The organism is Sphingobacterium bovistauri (assembly GCF_020295405.1).
GTDB lineage: Bacteria > Bacteroidota > Bacteroidia > Sphingobacteriales > Sphingobacteriaceae > Sphingobacterium > Sphingobacterium bovistauri.
On sequence record NZ_JADEYP010000016.1, the window covers coordinates 1 to 17,526 of the forward strand.

12 protein-coding genes are annotated in these 17,526 nt (G+C 34.2%); 6 read left to right on the forward strand and 6 right to left on the reverse strand.

All coding sequences use genetic code 11. The annotated features are described in order from the left end of the window. Positions 1–200: 200 nt before the first annotated feature. The 3 genes from IPZ78_RS09690 to IPZ78_RS09700 all read right to left on the reverse strand — a co-directional run bounded on the left by IPZ78_RS09690 (position 201) and on the right by IPZ78_RS09700 (position 2,946). The gene (locus IPZ78_RS09690; protein WP_225553132.1) at positions 201–1,148 is read right to left on the reverse strand and encodes an MlaD family protein; all 948 of its coding nucleotides are present in this window, start codon (positions 1,146–1,148) and stop codon (positions 201–203) included. Positions 1,149–1,225: 77 nt separating this feature from the next. Next, entirely contained in the window at positions 1,226–2,071 is an 846-nt protein-coding gene (locus IPZ78_RS09695; RefSeq protein WP_225553135.1) for an N-acetylmuramoyl-L-alanine amidase family protein, read from the reverse strand. 50 nt (positions 2,072–2,121) lie between these two features. Then, positions 2,122–2,946, reverse strand: coding sequence for an N-acetylmuramoyl-L-alanine amidase family protein (locus tag IPZ78_RS09700; protein WP_225553137.1), 825 nt, complete (start codon positions 2,944–2,946; stop codon positions 2,122–2,124). 165 nt (positions 2,947–3,111) lie between these two features. On the opposite strand from IPZ78_RS09700, the gene IPZ78_RS09705 reads away from it, so the two are divergent. The 5 genes from IPZ78_RS09705 to IPZ78_RS09725 all read left to right on the forward strand — a co-directional run bounded on the left by IPZ78_RS09705 (position 3,112) and on the right by IPZ78_RS09725 (position 12,852). Further along, complete coding sequence (locus tag IPZ78_RS09705) at positions 3,112–5,772, forward strand: putative LPS assembly protein LptD (RefSeq protein ID WP_225553139.1); 2,661 nt, start codon at positions 3,112–3,114, stop codon at positions 5,770–5,772. Between the two features lie 24 nt (positions 5,773–5,796). Next, positions 5,797–7,041 carry a competence/damage-inducible protein A gene (locus IPZ78_RS09710; RefSeq protein ID WP_225553141.1) on the forward strand — a complete coding sequence of 415 codons (1,245 nt, stop codon included), beginning with the start codon at positions 5,797–5,799 and terminating at the stop codon, positions 7,039–7,041. A 100-nt stretch (positions 7,042–7,141) separates the two neighbouring features. Further along, positions 7,142–8,500, forward strand: a complete 1,359-nt coding sequence (locus tag IPZ78_RS09715) for a dihydrolipoamide acetyltransferase family protein (protein WP_225553142.1) — start codon at positions 7,142–7,144, stop codon at positions 8,498–8,500. A gap of 78 nt (positions 8,501–8,578) precedes the next feature. Beyond that, positions 8,579–10,063, forward strand: coding sequence for a cardiolipin synthase (gene cls / locus IPZ78_RS09720; protein ID WP_225553144.1), 1,485 nt, complete (start codon positions 8,579–8,581; stop codon positions 10,061–10,063). Positions 10,064–10,146: 83 nt separating this feature from the next. Next, on the forward strand, positions 10,147–12,852 hold the full coding sequence (locus IPZ78_RS09725) for an alpha-2-macroglobulin family protein (RefSeq protein ID WP_225553147.1): 2,706 nt from the start codon (positions 10,147–10,149) through the stop codon (positions 12,850–12,852). Between the two features lie 324 nt (positions 12,853–13,176). On the opposite strand, the gene IPZ78_RS09730 is transcribed toward IPZ78_RS09725, so the two are convergent. From IPZ78_RS09730 to IPZ78_RS09740, 3 genes are read right to left on the reverse strand one after another with little or no spacing between them, the layout of a single operon-like run. Continuing rightward, positions 13,177–14,037 (reverse strand): DMT family transporter, encoded by an 861-nt coding sequence (locus IPZ78_RS09730; protein ID WP_225553149.1) that lies wholly within the window; start codon positions 14,035–14,037, stop codon positions 13,177–13,179. Next, on the reverse strand, positions 14,037–15,086 hold the full coding sequence (locus tag IPZ78_RS09735; RefSeq protein WP_225553151.1) for a YihY/virulence factor BrkB family protein: 1,050 nt from the start codon (positions 15,084–15,086) through the stop codon (positions 14,037–14,039). The genes IPZ78_RS09730 and IPZ78_RS09735 overlap by 1 nt, the downstream gene beginning before the upstream one ends. Further along, the gene (locus IPZ78_RS09740; protein WP_225553153.1) at positions 15,052–16,812 is read right to left on the reverse strand and encodes an AMP-dependent synthetase/ligase; all 1,761 of its coding nucleotides are present in this window, start codon (positions 16,810–16,812) and stop codon (positions 15,052–15,054) included. The genes IPZ78_RS09735 and IPZ78_RS09740 overlap by 35 nt, the downstream gene beginning before the upstream one ends. A 185-nt stretch (positions 16,813–16,997) precedes the next feature. Here IPZ78_RS09740 and IPZ78_RS09745 point away from each other — a divergent pair, with 185 nt between their 5' ends. Further along, entirely contained in the window at positions 16,998–17,504 is a 507-nt protein-coding gene (locus tag IPZ78_RS09745; protein ID WP_225553154.1) for a hypothetical protein, read from the forward strand. Positions 17,505–17,526 lie beyond the last annotated feature (22 nt).

The window sequence follows — 17,526 nt, forward strand, 5'->3', positions numbered from 1 at the left end:
CTTTTGGAACAATGATATCGTACAATCCTGAATAGGAACTGAAATGTATTTTTTGTTGGGTAGAAAGCATCCTGATGTCCGTTAAAACCTACTTTAAGATACGAAAAAAGGAGCAGAAAACTGTTGTTTTCCACTCCTTTTTTTAGCCCAATCTAAAAGGGGACTTTTTCAGTGCCCTCGAGTAACCTCAGGGATCTTTTTTATTTTGTGTCTTTCTTGCCAAAAATGGATATTTTTAAATACTTTCCTGGATTTGTCTTGAGGTCATGAACCAGTTGGTCTAAGTTTTCTGAAGCGTTATTTAGATTATTGTACAATTTGTCATCGTTTACTAGTAATCCTATTGAGCCTTCGCCTTTATTAATCTTATCAGTGATAGCTTGTAAATCCTTCATTGCCTTATTGGCATTGTCTACAGTTGCTTTTATTTCAGTTTGTGACAGATCAGATGACAGGTTGTCAAGGTTTTCCATTATTTTATTGATACGGCTACTGTTATTTTTAAAGTTATTCGTTATTGATTCTAGGTTTTGCATGATCTTAGCCAAGCGAACCCTTTCAGATCCCATCAAACCTTCGACATCTGTGGTAATTTTTTCTACATTTTTCAAAGAAATAGATATACTGTGTAAGCTAGATTTGAAATCTCGTTGAAATTCATCATCTAATGCTGTATTAACTGCCGATAATACTGAATCTAGTTTTACGACCAAATCTTCAACTTTCTTTTGCAAAGGTTCTACTTTTTGCAATAAATTAGCTTGTACATCTGATTGTAGTGGACTGCCATCTTGTGCATATGTTTTACTATTCCCAATATCAAATACAATAACTTTTCCGCCCAAAAATCCGTCATTTGAGATTCTTGCTATTGTGTTTGAAGGAATTTTATAATCGTCTTGAATTTTAAATTCTGTACGTATTTTGCCGTTGTCTAATAATGTGGTTTTGGAGACACGACCTATCTTAAAGCCATTTACTAAGACAGGATTTGATACGGCCAATCCATCAACATTGTCATAGTCAGTATAAAACATGTTTTCTGAACTAAAAACATCGTTCCCTTTTAAAAAACTGTATCCGATAAATAATAATGCTATAGCGATAGCCGTCAGTGCGCCAACTTTAGTTTCGTTAGATAATTTCAATTTTACCTTGTTTAGATTCTATATGAATATACATATAACACCTTAAAGATATAAAATGTTTAGTTATTGAATTAAAATTAGAACTTTTTAATTGCGTTGAATAAGCTATTAACAATTTCCTGTTGTCCTTTATCAGACATTAAATACCTTTCTTCTTCAGAATTACTGATAAATCCAACTTCTGTTAATACGGCCGGCATTCCTGCTGTCTTTAAAACAGCAAATGGACCCTCTTTAATTCCTCTGTCACCTCGACCCGCCTTTCTATATTCAGTTTGCATTAACTTTGCCAATCGAATACTCTGGTCACGGTATTTTCTTTTTAGGACTTTAAAGACGATGTATGATGAAGGGTCTTTTGGGTCAAAACCACCGTAATTTTCTTCATGATTATCTTCCAATAGTATTGAAGCATTTTCCCTAATTGCTACATCTTGATTTACCATGCTATTGTATCCCAATACAAATGTTTCAGTGCCTTTAGCTGATGTGTTCGTTACTTTTTGTGTTACCCATTTGCCTCTCTTATTTTTGACACGTCGTGTTGTTTCACCTCCTGAATTTAAGTGTATAGAAACAAATAAGTCCGCATGCTGTTTATTGGCTAATGCTGGACGCTCATAGAGGTTTGGATAAATATCTGTTTTGCGTGTATAGATCACTTTAGTGCCTGGAATTTCAGCCTCAAGTTTTTTTCCAAGTTTTAAAGCTATATCTAGTGCAATTACTTTTTCACGTGAAAGTTTTCCTATTGCGCCAGGATCTTTTCCACCATGACCAGCATCAAGTACAATTATTCTGCCTTTTGTAATGGGAGGTGATGAAGAAATACTATTGGTAGATGAGATAGTGAAGCTACTTATTAAAGTGAATAAGCTTATTCCAAATGTTACTATTAAGAGTTTACTTGCAGTTACCTTCATCTATTTTTATTGAATTAATTTATTTGTAAAAATAATATATTTGAATAGTATTATTTTGCTACAGCGACTTTATAGTTCTTAATTGCTTCTGTAAGGTTTTTTACTATTTCAGCCTGTCCTTCTTCAGAAAGCATATAATCCTCTTCCGTAGGGCTTGATATAAAGCCTATTTCTGTTAACACAGCAGGCATACTAGCACGCGATAATACAGCTAAGCCTTGTTCCTTCACACCTCTATTAGGTCTATTAGAGGTGATAAATTCATTTTGAATTAACGATGCTAAACGTATACTGCGGTCACGGTATTGACGTTTCATCACTTTAAAAACGATATATGATGACGGGTCTTTAGGGTCAAATCCTATTAAATCGGCATTATTTTCTTCATAATTGTCTTCTAAAAGCATGTCAGCATTCTCTCGAATAGCCACATCTTGCTCATTCATCCGATGGAAACCTAGTACAAGTGTTTCTGTTCCAGTTACCTGAGGGTTTTTGCGTCTTGCGTTATTTGCAGAATTGGCATGAATAGAAACAAATAAATCAGCGTGATTTTTATTTGCTATTTCTGAACGGGTACGGAATGCTACATCGACATCGGTGCTTCTTGTTAGTAACACATTAATGCCTAATTTTTCTTCTAAATCTTTCTTTAGCTTTAATGATATATCTAATACAATATCTTTTTCTTTTGATTTTCGACCTACAGCGCCCAAAGCAGCACCACCATGACCTGGATCAAGTACGACAGTGAATGTTTTCTTGGGTGGATCGCTGGGTTCTTGTGGGCTTACATTTGATGAAGATAACGTACAAATTAAGACGGCAGCTAATAAAGAGGTACTTATATATTTAACACTATTTATAAATTTCATTTTTGTTTTTTTAACATTTTTGTGTGATGATTCAAAAACTGTTCGCGGACAAAGATAATGTATAAATTTTTATTCAAAAAAATATCACCTTTATCTAGGTCTTTTTTGACTATTTTTGATGTTAATAGTTTATTTTTGCGCTAAAATAATTATAAGAAATTCAATTTGAAGACGCTAACGAGTATTTTATGTGTTTGGGTATTCCTTTTTATGGGAATAGGTGTAAGTTATTCGCAAATGATTCGTTCGCAGAATTCAAATATTTCTGTTCAAGATACTACGAAATCTGTTGCGGATACATCTACTAATTTTTTAAAAGCTTCGATAGGTAAAGATACTGTCGTGATGAAAAATGATAGTGGGCTTGAAACTGTGGTCACAATAGTAGCAAATGATTCTGCATGGAATGAGGTTAGTAAAAATGTAATTCATTTGTATAGTGGTGCCAAGGTTAAATATCAAGAATTTGAACTTTCTGCAGATTATATCCGCTTGGATCGAAATACAAATATGCTTTATGCCAGCGGTGTAAAGGATCATACTGGGAAATATGTGGGACGACCAGTCGTATTATTTCCAAATGAGACCCCCAAGGCAGTTGACTCCCTGTTATATAATTATAAGACGCAAGAAGGTAAAACTTTCGGTATTATGACAGAGGAAGATGGGGGGTATATTCAAGCACGTGTGCTTCGTAAAAATATTTATGACGAGATGTCTATCAAACATGCGATGTACAGTACGTGTGATCTACCATTTCCGCATACACATTTTGGTATAGCCATACCTAAAGGTTTGATCACCTCGAAGCAGGTAATTGCTGAATGGCCGCACTTGGTTGTTCAAGGTATTCCTTTCAAATTTTTAACAGTACCTTTTGGTTTTTTTCCTAAGACTAATAAAAAACAATCTGGTTTTTTATTTCCTTCGTTTGGTGATGATGTGACAAGGGGATTTGGTTTGCGTGATTTTGGATGGTATTTAACCTTTAATGATTATTGGGATTCTGAATTAAGAGGGTCTTTTTATTCCAAAGGTGCATGGGAGTCTTCTATTCGTACTAATTATTTGGTAAACTACAAATATAGCGGAGGTTTTAATCTTCGATTTGCTTCTACCCCGACAGGTGTCGAAGGATCGGAAAGTTTTAAAAGAGCTAAAGATTTTAACGTCACTTGGACGCATACTCAAAGACAGGAAGCTAATCCTGGTACGTCTTTCTCTGCCTCAGTCAACTTTGGTACTTCATCATACTTCCAAAATTCAGGAGCAGGAAGTACATATAATTATGAGCAGTTGACACGTAACAATATGTCATCTTCAATTAGTTATGGTAAAGTGTTTGCAGACGGTAAGGTGAATTTTACTTCAAGTGCGACACACCGTCAAGACATGTCTACGGGTAAAGTAGATTTAGAATTACCTCAGTTTGCATTGAACGTATCAACTTTTAACCCTTTTGATTCCAAAGATCGTGTAGGTGAACAGAAATGGTATCAACGTATAACAGTTGGTTATAGCTTACAAGGTAGAAACTCATTGTCTACAGGTGATTCAACAATATTTAGCAAACAAACTTTACAACAGTTTACCAATGGTTTTCAACATAACATTCCTGTAAGTTTGAGTTTGAATGCGTTCAAACATTTTCAATTTAATACTTCAGTAAATTATACGGAAAGATGGTATCTGCAATCTATTCGTAATTATAGAGCAAATGAGTTAAATGGATATATCAATGTAAAGGATACCGTTGGTGGTTTCCGTCGTGCTTATGATTATTCTATGTCGAGTGGTTTGTCTACAAAAGTATATGGTATTATGGATCGAAAAATTGGTAAAATTGAAGCAATTCGTCACGTCATAACACCATCTATTAACTTTAATTATAGACCAGACTTTGGTGATCCTAAATATGGTTTTTATAGAGAATGGACAGACAAGGATGGTAGATTAGCTGATTATTCTATTTTCGAAGGAGCTATTTTCGGAGGGCCGTCTTCAGGGAAATCAATGGGTATAGGGTTTTCAGTAGATAACAATATTGAAGCAAAAATTAGAAATAAAAGTGATAGTTCTGACACAGACAAGGAAGCTTTTAAAAAGATCCCAATTATTCAAGGGTTAACTTTTAGTGGAAATTATAATTTTGCTGCAGATTCATTGAAATTGTCAACAATTTCTTTTTCAGGGCGGACAAGCTTGTTTAAAGAAAAGATAAATCTAAATTTCAATGGTACATTTGACCCCTATGTATTGGACAGTAGAGGCCAACGTATTGATCGATTTACGATGAAAGATGGGAAATTAGCAAGATTGACTAATTTTGGTCTTTCATTCGATTATAGCTTTAACCCGGATGCGAACAAGAGTCGTAATAATAATTTGGATTCAATGCGAAATCAAATGCCTAATATGACCAAGGAACAGTCTGAGGCATTGTCAAGAATCAGCAGGGATCCTAATGCATTTGTTGATTTTAATATTCCATGGAATTTATCAGGTTCATTTAGTCTACAATATTTTACACGTTTTGACCAAGACGTGAGACGTGAGCGAAGTGATTATACGGCTACGGTAAACTTACATGGAGATGTAAATGTAACACCGAAGTGGAAAATTCAATTTAACTCAGGTTACGATATTAGAAGGAATGAAATTGCGATGACTAATTTTTCAATTTATCGTGATTTACACTGTTGGGATATGTCCGTTGGCTGGGTTCCATTTGGTAGATTTCAAAGTTATAATATCACAATCCGAGCAAAAGCATCGGTGCTTCAAGATTTGAAACTCACAAAACGTAACAGTCATTATTCTTATTAATTTTTTTTTTACTAACTATGTGTTATGAATGCTGAAATCATAACCATAGGTGACGAGATATTAATAGGACAAATCGTTGATTCTAATTCTGCTTGGATTGGTAATCAATTGAATCTGCTCAATATTCCTGTTGTGCAGATTACTTCTATTTCAGATTTAGCCGAAAAAATTACTGAAACACTTGTCCAGGCCGCAAGTAGAGCTGAATTAGTAATTGTAACAGGTGGACTTGGACCTACCAAAGACGATGTTACAAAAGAAACTATTTCTGCTTTTTTTGGAAAACCTTTAGTTAGAAACCAAAGTGTTTTAACACATGTAGAAGGGATATTTGCGCGTGTGGCATCGGGGAGGGAAATGCCAGAAGTCAATATGCGTCAAGCTGATGTGATAGAAGGTTGTGAGGTGTTGTTTAATGACGTTGGTACTGCTCCTGGAATGTGGATTGAACGAGAGGGTAAGATATTTGTTTTTATGCCAGGGGTGCCGTTTGAAATGAAATATCTAATGACAAATCGTATCCTACCTAAACTAGGGCAGTTAGATACACATTTACTTATTAAACACCGTCATTTGATTACGATCGGATTGGGAGAGTCATTTCTTGCAGCCAAAATCGAAGATATCGAAAATTCACTCCCACCCACTATTAAATTAGCATATTTACCAAAATTGGGATTAGTGCGATTACGTTTGACCCAATATGGTAATTCGGATGATAAGATTGATGTATTTCATGAAAAGCTTATCGAAAGATTAGATAATCATGTTGTGTCAACAAAAGATGTCACAATTGAAGAAGCAATTGTTGAACATTTTGCAGAGGATAACATTAAATTGGCTACAGCAGAAAGTTGTACTGGTGGACGGATTTCAAGTGCAATTACAGCGGTATCCGGTGCAAGTGCTATGTTTGATTGCGGAATTGTGGCTTATCAAAATACGATTAAACAACAAATTTTAGGTGTAAAAGAGGAGACCTTAAAAAAATTCGGAGCAGTAAGTGAGCAGACTGTAATAGAGATGGCCGAAGGTGTGAAAAAGTTAGCGAATGCTGATTATTCTATAGCTACAAGTGGAATAGCAGGTCCAGGAGGAGGTACGCCAGAAAAACCTATTGGTACTGTCTGGGTGGCTATTAGTGGTCGTGTTGAGACACAAACAAGATTGTTTCAATTTCATAATGATCGCTTGATAAATATTGAACGTACTGTAGCTAATGCCTTTGCTATGCTTTGGAATATGTATATAAAAGAGAGAGGTAATTAGAAATATACTTCTGTGTAATTTTAGTTTTAAAAAATTATATTTTGTTTTTAGGGATTCTATTCCTAATTATTTAATTTAGTAACATAAATCGCAAAATAATATGGCAATATACAAGTTGATTCTTCCAAAAATGGGTGAGAGTGTGTCGGAAGCGACAATCACAAAATGGGTAAAATCCATTGGTGATTTTGTTAAAGAAGATGAAACTATTGCAGAGATTGCTACTGATAAAGTAGATTCTGAAGTACCTTCGTCCGTGAATGGCGTATTGAAAGAATTTCTATTTGAAGAAGGTACTGTTGCTCAGGTTGGCGATGCAATTGCTTTGATAGAAATAGAGGGAGATAGTGAAGATGTTATAGAAGATAAAATCGTTACTTCGACGACTTCTAAAGAAAATATAAATAATAATTCTGATGAATTTGAAATTCCAGGTTTAGCGAAATTATCTTCGGATCAAGAAACTCCTGTTAAAGAAGCAATAACTTCTGACGGCCGTTTTTATTCCCCTTTGGTTCGTAGTATAGCGCAGCAAGAAAATGTGTCGCAGGCTGAATTAGACATTATTGTAGGATCAGGATCTGAGGGTAGAGTTACTAAACAAGATGTATTTGATTTTATTGCAGCCCGCTCGAGTGGATCGATTTCAAATAATGTTGTAGCACCACAACAATCAAACATATTGCATGATCAGGTCATAAAGCCATCTCATGCTCAGTCTACTCCCGCACAAATCGTGAAGAGTATGAATGGTGATGAAATTATAGAAATGGATCGTATGCGTCGTCTAATCGCAGATCATATGGTTCAAAGTATTCATACTTCCCCTCATGTTTTTTCGGTAGTTGAGGCAGACGTGACGAATTTGGTGAATTGGAGAAATAAAGTAAAAGATTCTTATAAAAAGCGTGAAGGCGAAAACATTACTTTCAGCCCTCTTATAATTGAAGCTATTAGTAAGGCATTGAAAGATTTTCCAATGGTTAATGTTTCAGTGGATGGTTATAAAATTATTAAGCGCAAACATATTAATATTGGTATGGCAGCAGCTTTACCTTCAGGCAATTTAATTGTTCCTGTAATAAAAGATGCGGATCAATTGAGTTTAGTAGGATTGAGCAAGTCTGTCAATGATTTAGCAAACCGAGCACGTGCGAACAAGTTGAATCCAGATGATACACAAGGAGGTACTTTTACATTTACGAATATTGGAGCATTTGGTAATATTTTAGGTATGCCAATTATCAATCAACCGCAAGCAGCTATTCTTGCTGTCGGTTCAATTACAAAAAAACCTGCTGTCCTTGAAACTGAAGATGGCGATGTGATTGCTATTCGTCATATGATGTATTTGACGATGTCTTATGATCACCGAGTGATTGATGGGGCATTGGGAGGTATGTTCTTACGACGTGTGGGTGATTATTTAGAAAAATGGGACAAAGAAAGAATCATATAAAAAACAAAGCCTACAATTTTTTTGTAGGCTTTGTTTTTTATATGCTATATTTAGTTTAGAGAGTAGAGTCTATTACGTATGCAAATAGAACAATTAAAACCTTTTTTAGATTTTGTCATCAATTGGTATTGGGTGCCCTTGCTTATTCTTTATGTAGGGATAATCAGTGCTATTCTAATCGAAAATAGAAATCCAACGAAGACTGTAGCATGGATTTTGGTAATTATATTCGTCCCTTTTATCGGTCTGATTTTATATTATTTTTTTGGGCAGAAGTTTGTTAAGGTCAAGAAAATAAAACGACTTAATAGGCAACAGGCCATACGTCTCGAAAAAAAATGGAAAGAAATAGATCCTATTATTGAATCTTTCATTAGAGATATCCATAATGAAATAGGCGATTTGTCCAAAGTTTATCGATTAATGAAAAAGGAGCGATTATCATCTCCGACTTTGAATAACGATGTAAAGCTGTTAATCAATGGTGAACAAAAATTTGCTTCCTTAAGGCAAGATTTGGCTTCAGCAAAACATTCCATACATATGGAATATTATATTTTTGAGTTGGACGTCATTGGTCTAGAGATATTAAACCTATTAGAAGAGAAGGCAAGTCTAGGTTTGAGGGTAAGACTTGTTGTGGATAGCTTTGGGTCTCCTGATTTAGTGAAATATATGCGAAAGGTGAAGGATTCTCAAATTGATTTTCATCCGTTTCTACCCGTGACGTTTACATCTCTTGCTAATTCTAATTACCGAAATCATCGTAAAGTTTGTGTTATTGACGGTCGTGTTGGTTATGTAGGAGGTATTAATATTTCAGATAAGTACATTAATAATTTAGATATTACTAATAAAGTGTATTGGCGCGATACATCGCTTAGAGTGAAAGGTTTAGCGGTGAATTTATTGCAAGTGTCATTCTGGAATTCTTGGAATCAGACTGATGGTGAAACTTTTTATTTAGAAGATGATTATTTGCAAGCGTTACAAGATAATAGTGAAGTGAATGGAAATGCTGGCGTGGGGTTTGTTTCGAGTGATCCAGCATCGTTAGGACCTTTTAACATGGAAGCTCTGCTTATCGCAATTGGAGAGGCAAGTGAAAAAATCCAATTATGTACTCCATATTATATACCAAGTGAAGAGTTGGAGCGCGCCTTAATTGTAGCAGCAGCAGCAGGAGTTGAAGTAGAATTAATGGTGCCAAGTGAATCAGACTCCTTTTTTGTGCAACATGCATCATTTTCTTTTTTGAAACCACTGTTGGAACGAGGGGTGAAAGTGTATCTTTATAATAAGGGATTTTTACATGCTAAAACAGCCGTTATTGACAATAAGTTATCCTTTGTGGGTACTGTAAATCTAGATATACGTAGTTTTTACATCAATTATGAGATTGCTGCAGTAGTCTCTGAACCTATATTTGCGGAACAACTATCTAATCAATTCGAAATCGACAAACAGGATTCAAAATTATTAACTATTCGTATGTGGAAATCTCGTCCTCAATGGAAGAGGGCAGCCGATTCTATATGTCGATTATTAGCTCCTTTGTTGTAAAAAGTGTTAAAAAGAAACTATAATAGCTTCTTTATGTTTCAAAGAATTTTAAAATTTGTATTTTTAGCTAAATGCATGTATAGATGAAAAAGATAAACCTTGTAGTTTCCGTATTCTTTTTATTAATTATTCAAATCAACTCGTTAAAAGCACAAGAAATACCTCGTATTCCTATAAATACAGTAGTAGAGCGGGTTCAAAAATATTTAGGTGTTTATCCCGTAGAGAAGGTTCATCTCCATTTTGATAAGCCCTATTATGCAGTAGGTGACACCTTATGGTTCAAGACTTATTTGTATACAAATCAACTGGAATATCAACCAAGTAAAATTGCCTATGTTGATATCGTAAACGGTCGAGATTCATTAATTCAAACCTTACGATTGCCTTTAAAAAATAATGGAGGAGAAGGTTTTTTTGTTTTAGATCCACAAGTCATTAAACAAGATAATTACCGATTTAGAGCGTACACCAAGTGGATGATGAATTTCAATGTAGATTATCTTTTTAATAAGATAATAACAGTTGGTGACGCTATTAATAAAAAATTAGGTTCTGAAGTTTCATATGTTACTGATGGTAATAAGACTAAAGCTACTATTCAGTTCCGAGATAGTAATGGGGGATTGCTGTCGAGAAAGAAATTGACGTGGGAGGCAATCGATGGATGGGATCCATTTGATAAAGGAAAAGGTGAAACCGATGATATGGGGCGTGCAAATATTTCTTTTTCTGCAAAGGAAAAGGAACTTTTTAAAAAGGGGCGTTTGATCGTTAAAATTGATGGGGAAACTGCGATGGTAGGGGATTTTCCTTTAAAAAATGCCTTGACTGAATATGATATGCAGTTTTTTCCGGAGGGAGGTGATTTACTAGCCGGCGTGGAAAAGCGAATTGCATTTAAAGCTATTGATTCTAATGGTAAATCAATACGAGTAAAAGGAAAGATTGTCAATGCCAAAAAATCTTCAATCATAGAGTTTGAAGATTTGGGCTTGGGAATGGGTTACGTGAATTTTACACCAATTGCTGGAGAGACATATAAAGCTGTAGTTACTATTGATGGGAAAGAGCGTACCTATGATCTTCCGCCTGTTAAAGCAGAGGGAATCAATTTAACTTTAAAAGCCCTAACAGCTGAAGCGACACAACTTGAAATCATTACAAATGATACATATTTAAGTAAAATTCAAGCTCAACCTTTTTATATTTTCGGACAAATGAATGGAAACTTGATTTACGGTGCTCAGATCAGTATTAAAAACGCGAGTTCTGTCATCAATGTCCCAATTGCTGAATTACCAAGTGGTGTTGTTCAATTTACGCTGATGACCGCACAGGGGAAGGCTATAAGTGAGCGTCTGGTATTTAATGAATTTGGTGAGCGTTTGAACCTTCAAGTCAAAACAGATAAATCAGCTTATCAAAGAAAGGATAAAGTAGTGTTGGATCTAACTAATTTAACACGTGAAAAAGTAGCTACCAATCTTTCTATTTCTGTTATTGATGAGGCAAAAGTACCTTTTGATGAACTTCAAGAAAATACCATTATAAGTAATTTGTTGTTGACATCAGATTTAGCTGGATTTGTTGAAAAGCCAAATTATTATTTTGATGAAAAAGTAGCCAACCGAAAAGACGCATTGGATGCTTTACTGATGACACAAGGCTTCCGTAGATTTTCGTACGATGATTTAGTAGCAGAAAAATATCCCAAAATCAATTTTTTACCTGAGCAAGGGATCGTGCTTTCTGGTACATTACGTTTGAATACAGGTCGTACATATCCAAATGGTGGATTATTATTGTCAATTCCTGCACGTGGATTTAAAAAGGATACTTATACAGATAATAACGGACGCTTTCTTTTTGAAAACCTAAACTTTCCAGATTCTGTGAAAGTGACTATAAATGCCCGTAGTAATGATAATTTCCGCAATATTGTCATTAATATGGATCAATCGTTTTTTCCGTCAATTGATGAAAACAACCCTTACAAAGCAAATGACATCTTAAATATCGATAAGGAAATGTCAAGTTATTTGGCTAATAGTAAAAATGAGTTTAGAACTTCAATTTTAATTGATGAAGTAACAGTAACAGCAACTCGTAAAGAGCAAAGAACAAGTAAAGAGTTCTCTTCTCTATCAGGATTATCTATGGCAGATCATAGGATCGAGGGAGAGCGATTAAATGGGTGCAACGTGCTGACAATGTGTTTGAATACGATGTTGACAGGTGTGACTTATGATTCTAACACGTTGAAATATTACCTAACAAGAGGTTATAATCAAGGCAGCCGTGTTCCTGTACAATTCTTTTTAAATGGAATGCCTATTGACGAAAACACTTTAAATTCTATTGTTCCAACAGAGATTGAAGCTATAGAAATTTTTACTAGGGATGATTTGGGTACGGTAAGTAGATTATACCAAAATGATGGTGTAGTATCAATTATTACAAAAAAGGAAAAGCCGAAAGGTCCTCGAATGACATTAGCTCAAATAGAAGCAATGCTGCCAAAATCAAATGTGATTGATTTATTCCCGTTGGGTTACATTAAGGAACGTAAGTTCTATGCTCCTAAATACGAGACAGATCAACAAAAGGCAACAAATGATTACAGAACTACGATCTATTGGAATCCAACTGTTGAATTGGATGAGAATGGAAAAGCTGTGTTAGAGTTTTATAATGCTGATGGTAATGGTAAATACAAGGTGGTGGTAGAGGGTATGGATAACGCTGGACGTATTGGACGTACAGTATTTAATTATCAAGTGAATTAGATCATATTGAAAGTATAAAATGAACAAGGAGTGAGTCGAAAGATTCACTCCTTGTTCATTTTAAAAATTAGATATATTCACTTAGACTTCGAAATTTCTATGTTTATTATCTGTTCAAATATTATTTAACATTTAATGAGCTTTTTTCATCTATAGATTTCAGGTTTTCAACAGTGCATTGTTCTATGCAAACAATTGTGATGGCTAATGAGAATAGAATTAATATGCCTAATAATAATTTTTTCATTGTTGTTTTAGGTTGTGTTATTTTAACTTAAATTTATTAAATTAATTTAATATTAAAAAATAATTTATTTAATAGATTTATTTAGTTTTTATTACAGAAACCTGTTGTGCATTATTATGCAGTATGTTTAAAATAACTCCTATAGCAATAATTACAATTGCCAATAAAGTTTTGCTATCAAAAGCCTCTTCAAAAAAGATATAACCGAATCCGAATGCATAAATGACTCCTAAATAATTAAGACTGGCTACTTTTGAGAGATTTGCCGATTGGTAGGATAGTGTCATATAGTATTGTGCAACTTGTGCAGTAATGCCTATCAGTAGAAGGTATAGCCAGTCTATACCGATTGGAGTTTTCCAATGGAAAATACTGTAGATACCAACTATAGGTATAGTGAGTAGAGGGAAGTAAAAAATAACCACCAATGGATGCTCACTACCTTTGCTTTTGGAGATCATATTATATGCAAGTCCTGCAAATAATGCTGCACCCAAGCCGATGGTAAGATCTAAGGTCGTGATTCTAAAATCAAAACCTTTAAGTAAGAACACACCAAAAATTGATATTGCGAAATAGAGAAATTGAATAGATCGGATTTTTTGTTTTACAATAAATATCCCCAATATAGCTGTGAAAAATGGTGATAGATAATTGATTGTTACAGCTGAAGCTAATGGTATATGTTGTAAAGTGTAAAAGGAGCCTATTAACCCTAAGCATCCAGCAATACCACGCATGGTTAATACGGGGATATTGTTGCCAAAAACTGGTATATTATTCTTACGTAGATAATAATAAGTGACAACGAAGCTAAATAGACTTCGAAATAATACAACCTCTAATGTCGGAAGGTGAGTGACCAATTTGACGCATACATTCATAATGGCAAAGAAAAATCCTGCCAATAACATATAATTAACACCTTGATCCTTCACTATTGAATAGGCTCGTTATGTTTTTTTACTAACTCACGTATTCCTGTGTCTGGATCAATCTCTAATTCAGTTTGTTTCACCAAGACTGCATAAGAATTTGGCATAATTCCATTGCCATATTTTATAGCATATTCTTTGGTAAATTCGGCTCCGTAATAGAGTATCGCTGCTGAATAATAGACAAAAGCTAAAAGGATGATAATTGAACCGGCTGCGCCATAGGCTGTAGCTGTAGCGTTTATCGATAGATATAATGAGATTCCATATTTTCCCAACATAAATAAAAGTGTTGTAAAAATCGATCCTCCTAAAATATCTTTAAAACGAACTTTGGCGTCAGGAAGAAAAGCAAAGATAAATCCAAATAGCGTTGCGATTACTAAAAATGTTACGCCATTGTTTATCAAATTCCAAAATGCTATATCAAAATGTTGAAGATTCCATTTATCAAAGACGAGCTCTATATTTTTAGTAATGATCCCTATAATACTACTTATTAATAATGATGCCATTAATAAAAAACTTAGTCCTAAAATCATTGAAAATGAAATTAATCTGTTGATGATAAGTTTCAGCCATCCTTTCTTAGGCTTAGCTTTTACTTTCCAAATCATATTTATGGAATTCTGGATATCTACAAAAATAGTTGTTGATGTTATCACAAGTGTAACGATACCAATGATCAAGCCTATACTTGATTTATTTTCCAAAGAGATTTGTTTTACAGCATTGTCCAAAAGTTTAGCGATTTCTTGGCCAAAGATGCCATTTAGTTCACTAATAACTTTACCTTGAGCGCCATCAGGACCTTCAATTTGACCACCATAGAAAAAACCTAAAGCCCATATCAAAATAATTATAAGCGGGCCAATAGAAAAAACGGTATAATAAGCCAATGAAGCAGCAAGTTTCATACACCTGTCTTCGTCAAATCCTATTGCAGCATTAATCAATAATTTACCAAAACCTTTTATTTTTTCTATAAAGGACTCTTTTTGTATTTTATTTGCGTTTCTATTCTGCATATATTTTATTGATTTCTTCTTCATTCTTTTGAAGAATAATCTTTCTTTTCAATGATAATTTTGGTGTTAGTTCACCATTATCAATAGTCCATTCTTTAGGCAATAATACAAATTTTTTAACCATTTCCCAGTGTCCAAAGTTTTCATTTGCCTTGTCGATTTCTTGTTGATACTTTTCAAGAACTTGAGGGTTATTAAGAATAGAATCTCGTGAATCAAAATTTATGCCTTTTATTTTGCAATATTTTTCAAGCTCCTCATAAGCAGGAACAATTAATGCAGCAGGGAATTTTTTGTTTTCACCTATAATCATGACCTGACCAATTAGTACAGATTCCATCAATTTGTTTTCCATTACCTGTGGGGCAATATATTTTCCTCCTGCTGTTTTGAAAATTTCTTTTTTACGATCTGTAATTTTCAAAAAGCCATCCGATGTCAATTCTCCAATATCTCCTGTATGTAAATAGCCATTTTCATCGATAGTTTCTTTAGTCGCCTCATCATTTTTATAATATCCTGCAGTAATTGACGGACCTTTTACCAATATTTCACCATCTTCTGCAATTTTAACATCCAAGTTTTTCAACACACGACCTACAGATCCAAACTTAACATCATTTTCATCCCAAGAATTGACTGCAATTACCGGAGATGTCTCCGTCAGACCATAGCCTTCTAATATCTTTATGTCTGCGGCCCAGAATATTCTTGCTAGTCGTTGCTGCAATGCAGCTCCACCCGAAATAATAAATTTTATGTTTCCACCTAATGCTTGCTGCCACTTCGAAAAAATGAGTTTGCGTGCTATTCCTAGTTTTATATTATACCATACGCCATTTTGTTTGGGCTCTTGAAATTGATGTCCTAATGCTACAGCCCAAAAGAATAGAGATTTTTTTATTCCCGTTAATGCTTTGCCTTTCTCAATAATTTTATCGTATACTTTTTCTAACACGCGTGGTACAGTCGTGAATACTTCAGGTTTTACCTCATTAATATCTGCTACTATGTTATCCAAATTTTCGGCATAGTATACATGTACTCCTTTTGAAATGTACATATAAACAACCATACGCTCGAAGATATGACATAACGGTAGAAAACTTAATGCTTTATTGATATCGTCAGTTAACAAGGGGGAACATGCACTGACATTGCTTATAAGATTTTTATGAGTCAAATATACCCCTTTTGGTTTACCAGTCGTTCCTGAAGTATAAATTAATGTTAATAAGTCATTTGGGTCAACAGCGTCATTATATACCTTTAAATCAATATTTTGCTCCTTGCCCTCATTTATTAATTGGATGTACTGCTTATGATTTGGGACTTCGTCCAGTGTATATATATCTATGTCCAAATTGTTATCCGATACAGCTTTTTCGACTTTCGTGATAAGATCTTGATTGCTCACAAATAATAACTTAGCTTCAGCATCTTTGACGATATACGATAGATCTTGTGCCGATAGAGTGGGGTATAATGGAATCAGAGCTACACCTAATTGATTACAGGCAAAGTCTATAAAATTCCATTCAGGCCTATTTCCTGACATTAATGCTATTTTATCACCTTTTTTTACTCCTTTCAAAATAAGACCTTTACTGAGATTGTCAATGATATCTAAAATTTCAGTCTTATCATACATTTTCCAGCCGCCATTAACTCGTTTTGCAAGTTTTAAGTTACGACCAGCCGTGTCAATGTCATTTTTAATAAAGTCGAATAATCTCGTAGGTTTACTCATGGTAAAAGAATTTATTTTTATAAGTGGTTATTATAAAGCTATGTTAGCATAATAAATTTAAGTGTTTTTTATTTAGAAACAAAGAAACTATTATGAAAAATACGAATTAACATTCCTTTACAATTATTATTTAGCTATAAAACTTAAATAATAGTATTTTTGATGAAATACAATTCTATATAAATATGCAAAAAACACTTCGTAATATTTTTTTAATAGCCGCAGCTATCCTAATGGGGAAGGAAGCGTCTGCGCAATTGTCAAGTCAACATGCTGTCGGTCTACGTTTTGGCTCAGCATCTGGTGTCAACTATCGCTATACGCTTGCTGAAAATAGAGCATTGGAAGGAATCTTAAGTATGAGAAGTAATTCCACTTCTAGTACTTTTAGATTGGTAGGTTTATATCAATACCATAAAGAATTGCCATTGGAAAATTTTAGTTGGTATTATGGTTTTGGAGGTAGTATTGGTAATTATACGTATAAAGCATTTACAAGTAATGAGGGGGTACATATTCCAAAAACTACTGAATTGTCTTTAAGTATAGATGGTATAGTGGGAGTGGAGTATAGTTTGCCTACGGCGCCAATTTCATTATCATTAGATGTCAAACCATATTTTGATTTCGTGCAGGAGTCTACAATACGAGTATTTGATCCTATTGGTTTTTCTATTCGATACAAATTTTAAAATATAAAAAGTAAAGGGTTTT

What these genes read in the sequence shown, in the direction of transcription:
- IPZ78_RS09695 (WP_225553135.1), bottom strand. Translation starts at nt 2,071, where the DNA reads ATGAAGGTAACTGCAAGTAAACTCTTAATAGTAACATTTGGAATAAGC.
- IPZ78_RS09700 (WP_225553137.1), bottom strand. Translation starts at nt 2,946, where the DNA reads ATGAAATTTATAAATAGTGTTAAATATATAAGTACCTCTTTATTAGCT.
- IPZ78_RS09710 (WP_225553141.1), top strand. Translation starts at nt 5,797, where the DNA reads ATGAATGCTGAAATCATAACCATAGGTGACGAGATATTAATAGGACAA.
- IPZ78_RS09715 (WP_225553142.1), top strand. Translation starts at nt 7,142, where the DNA reads ATGGCAATATACAAGTTGATTCTTCCAAAAATGGGTGAGAGTGTGTCG.
- cls (WP_225553144.1), top strand. Translation starts at nt 8,579, where the DNA reads ATGCAAATAGAACAATTAAAACCTTTTTTAGATTTTGTCATCAATTGG.
- IPZ78_RS09725 (WP_225553147.1), top strand. Translation starts at nt 10,147, where the DNA reads ATGAAAAAGATAAACCTTGTAGTTTCCGTATTCTTTTTATTAATTATT.
- IPZ78_RS09735 (WP_225553151.1), bottom strand. Translation starts at nt 15,086, where the DNA reads ATGAAGAAGAAATCAATAAAATATATGCAGAATAGAAACGCAAATAAA.
- IPZ78_RS09740 (WP_225553153.1), bottom strand. Translation starts at nt 16,812, where the DNA reads ATGAGTAAACCTACGAGATTATTCGACTTTATTAAAAATGACATTGAC.
- IPZ78_RS09745 (WP_225553154.1), top strand. Translation starts at nt 16,998, where the DNA reads ATGCAAAAAACACTTCGTAATATTTTTTTAATAGCCGCAGCTATCCTA.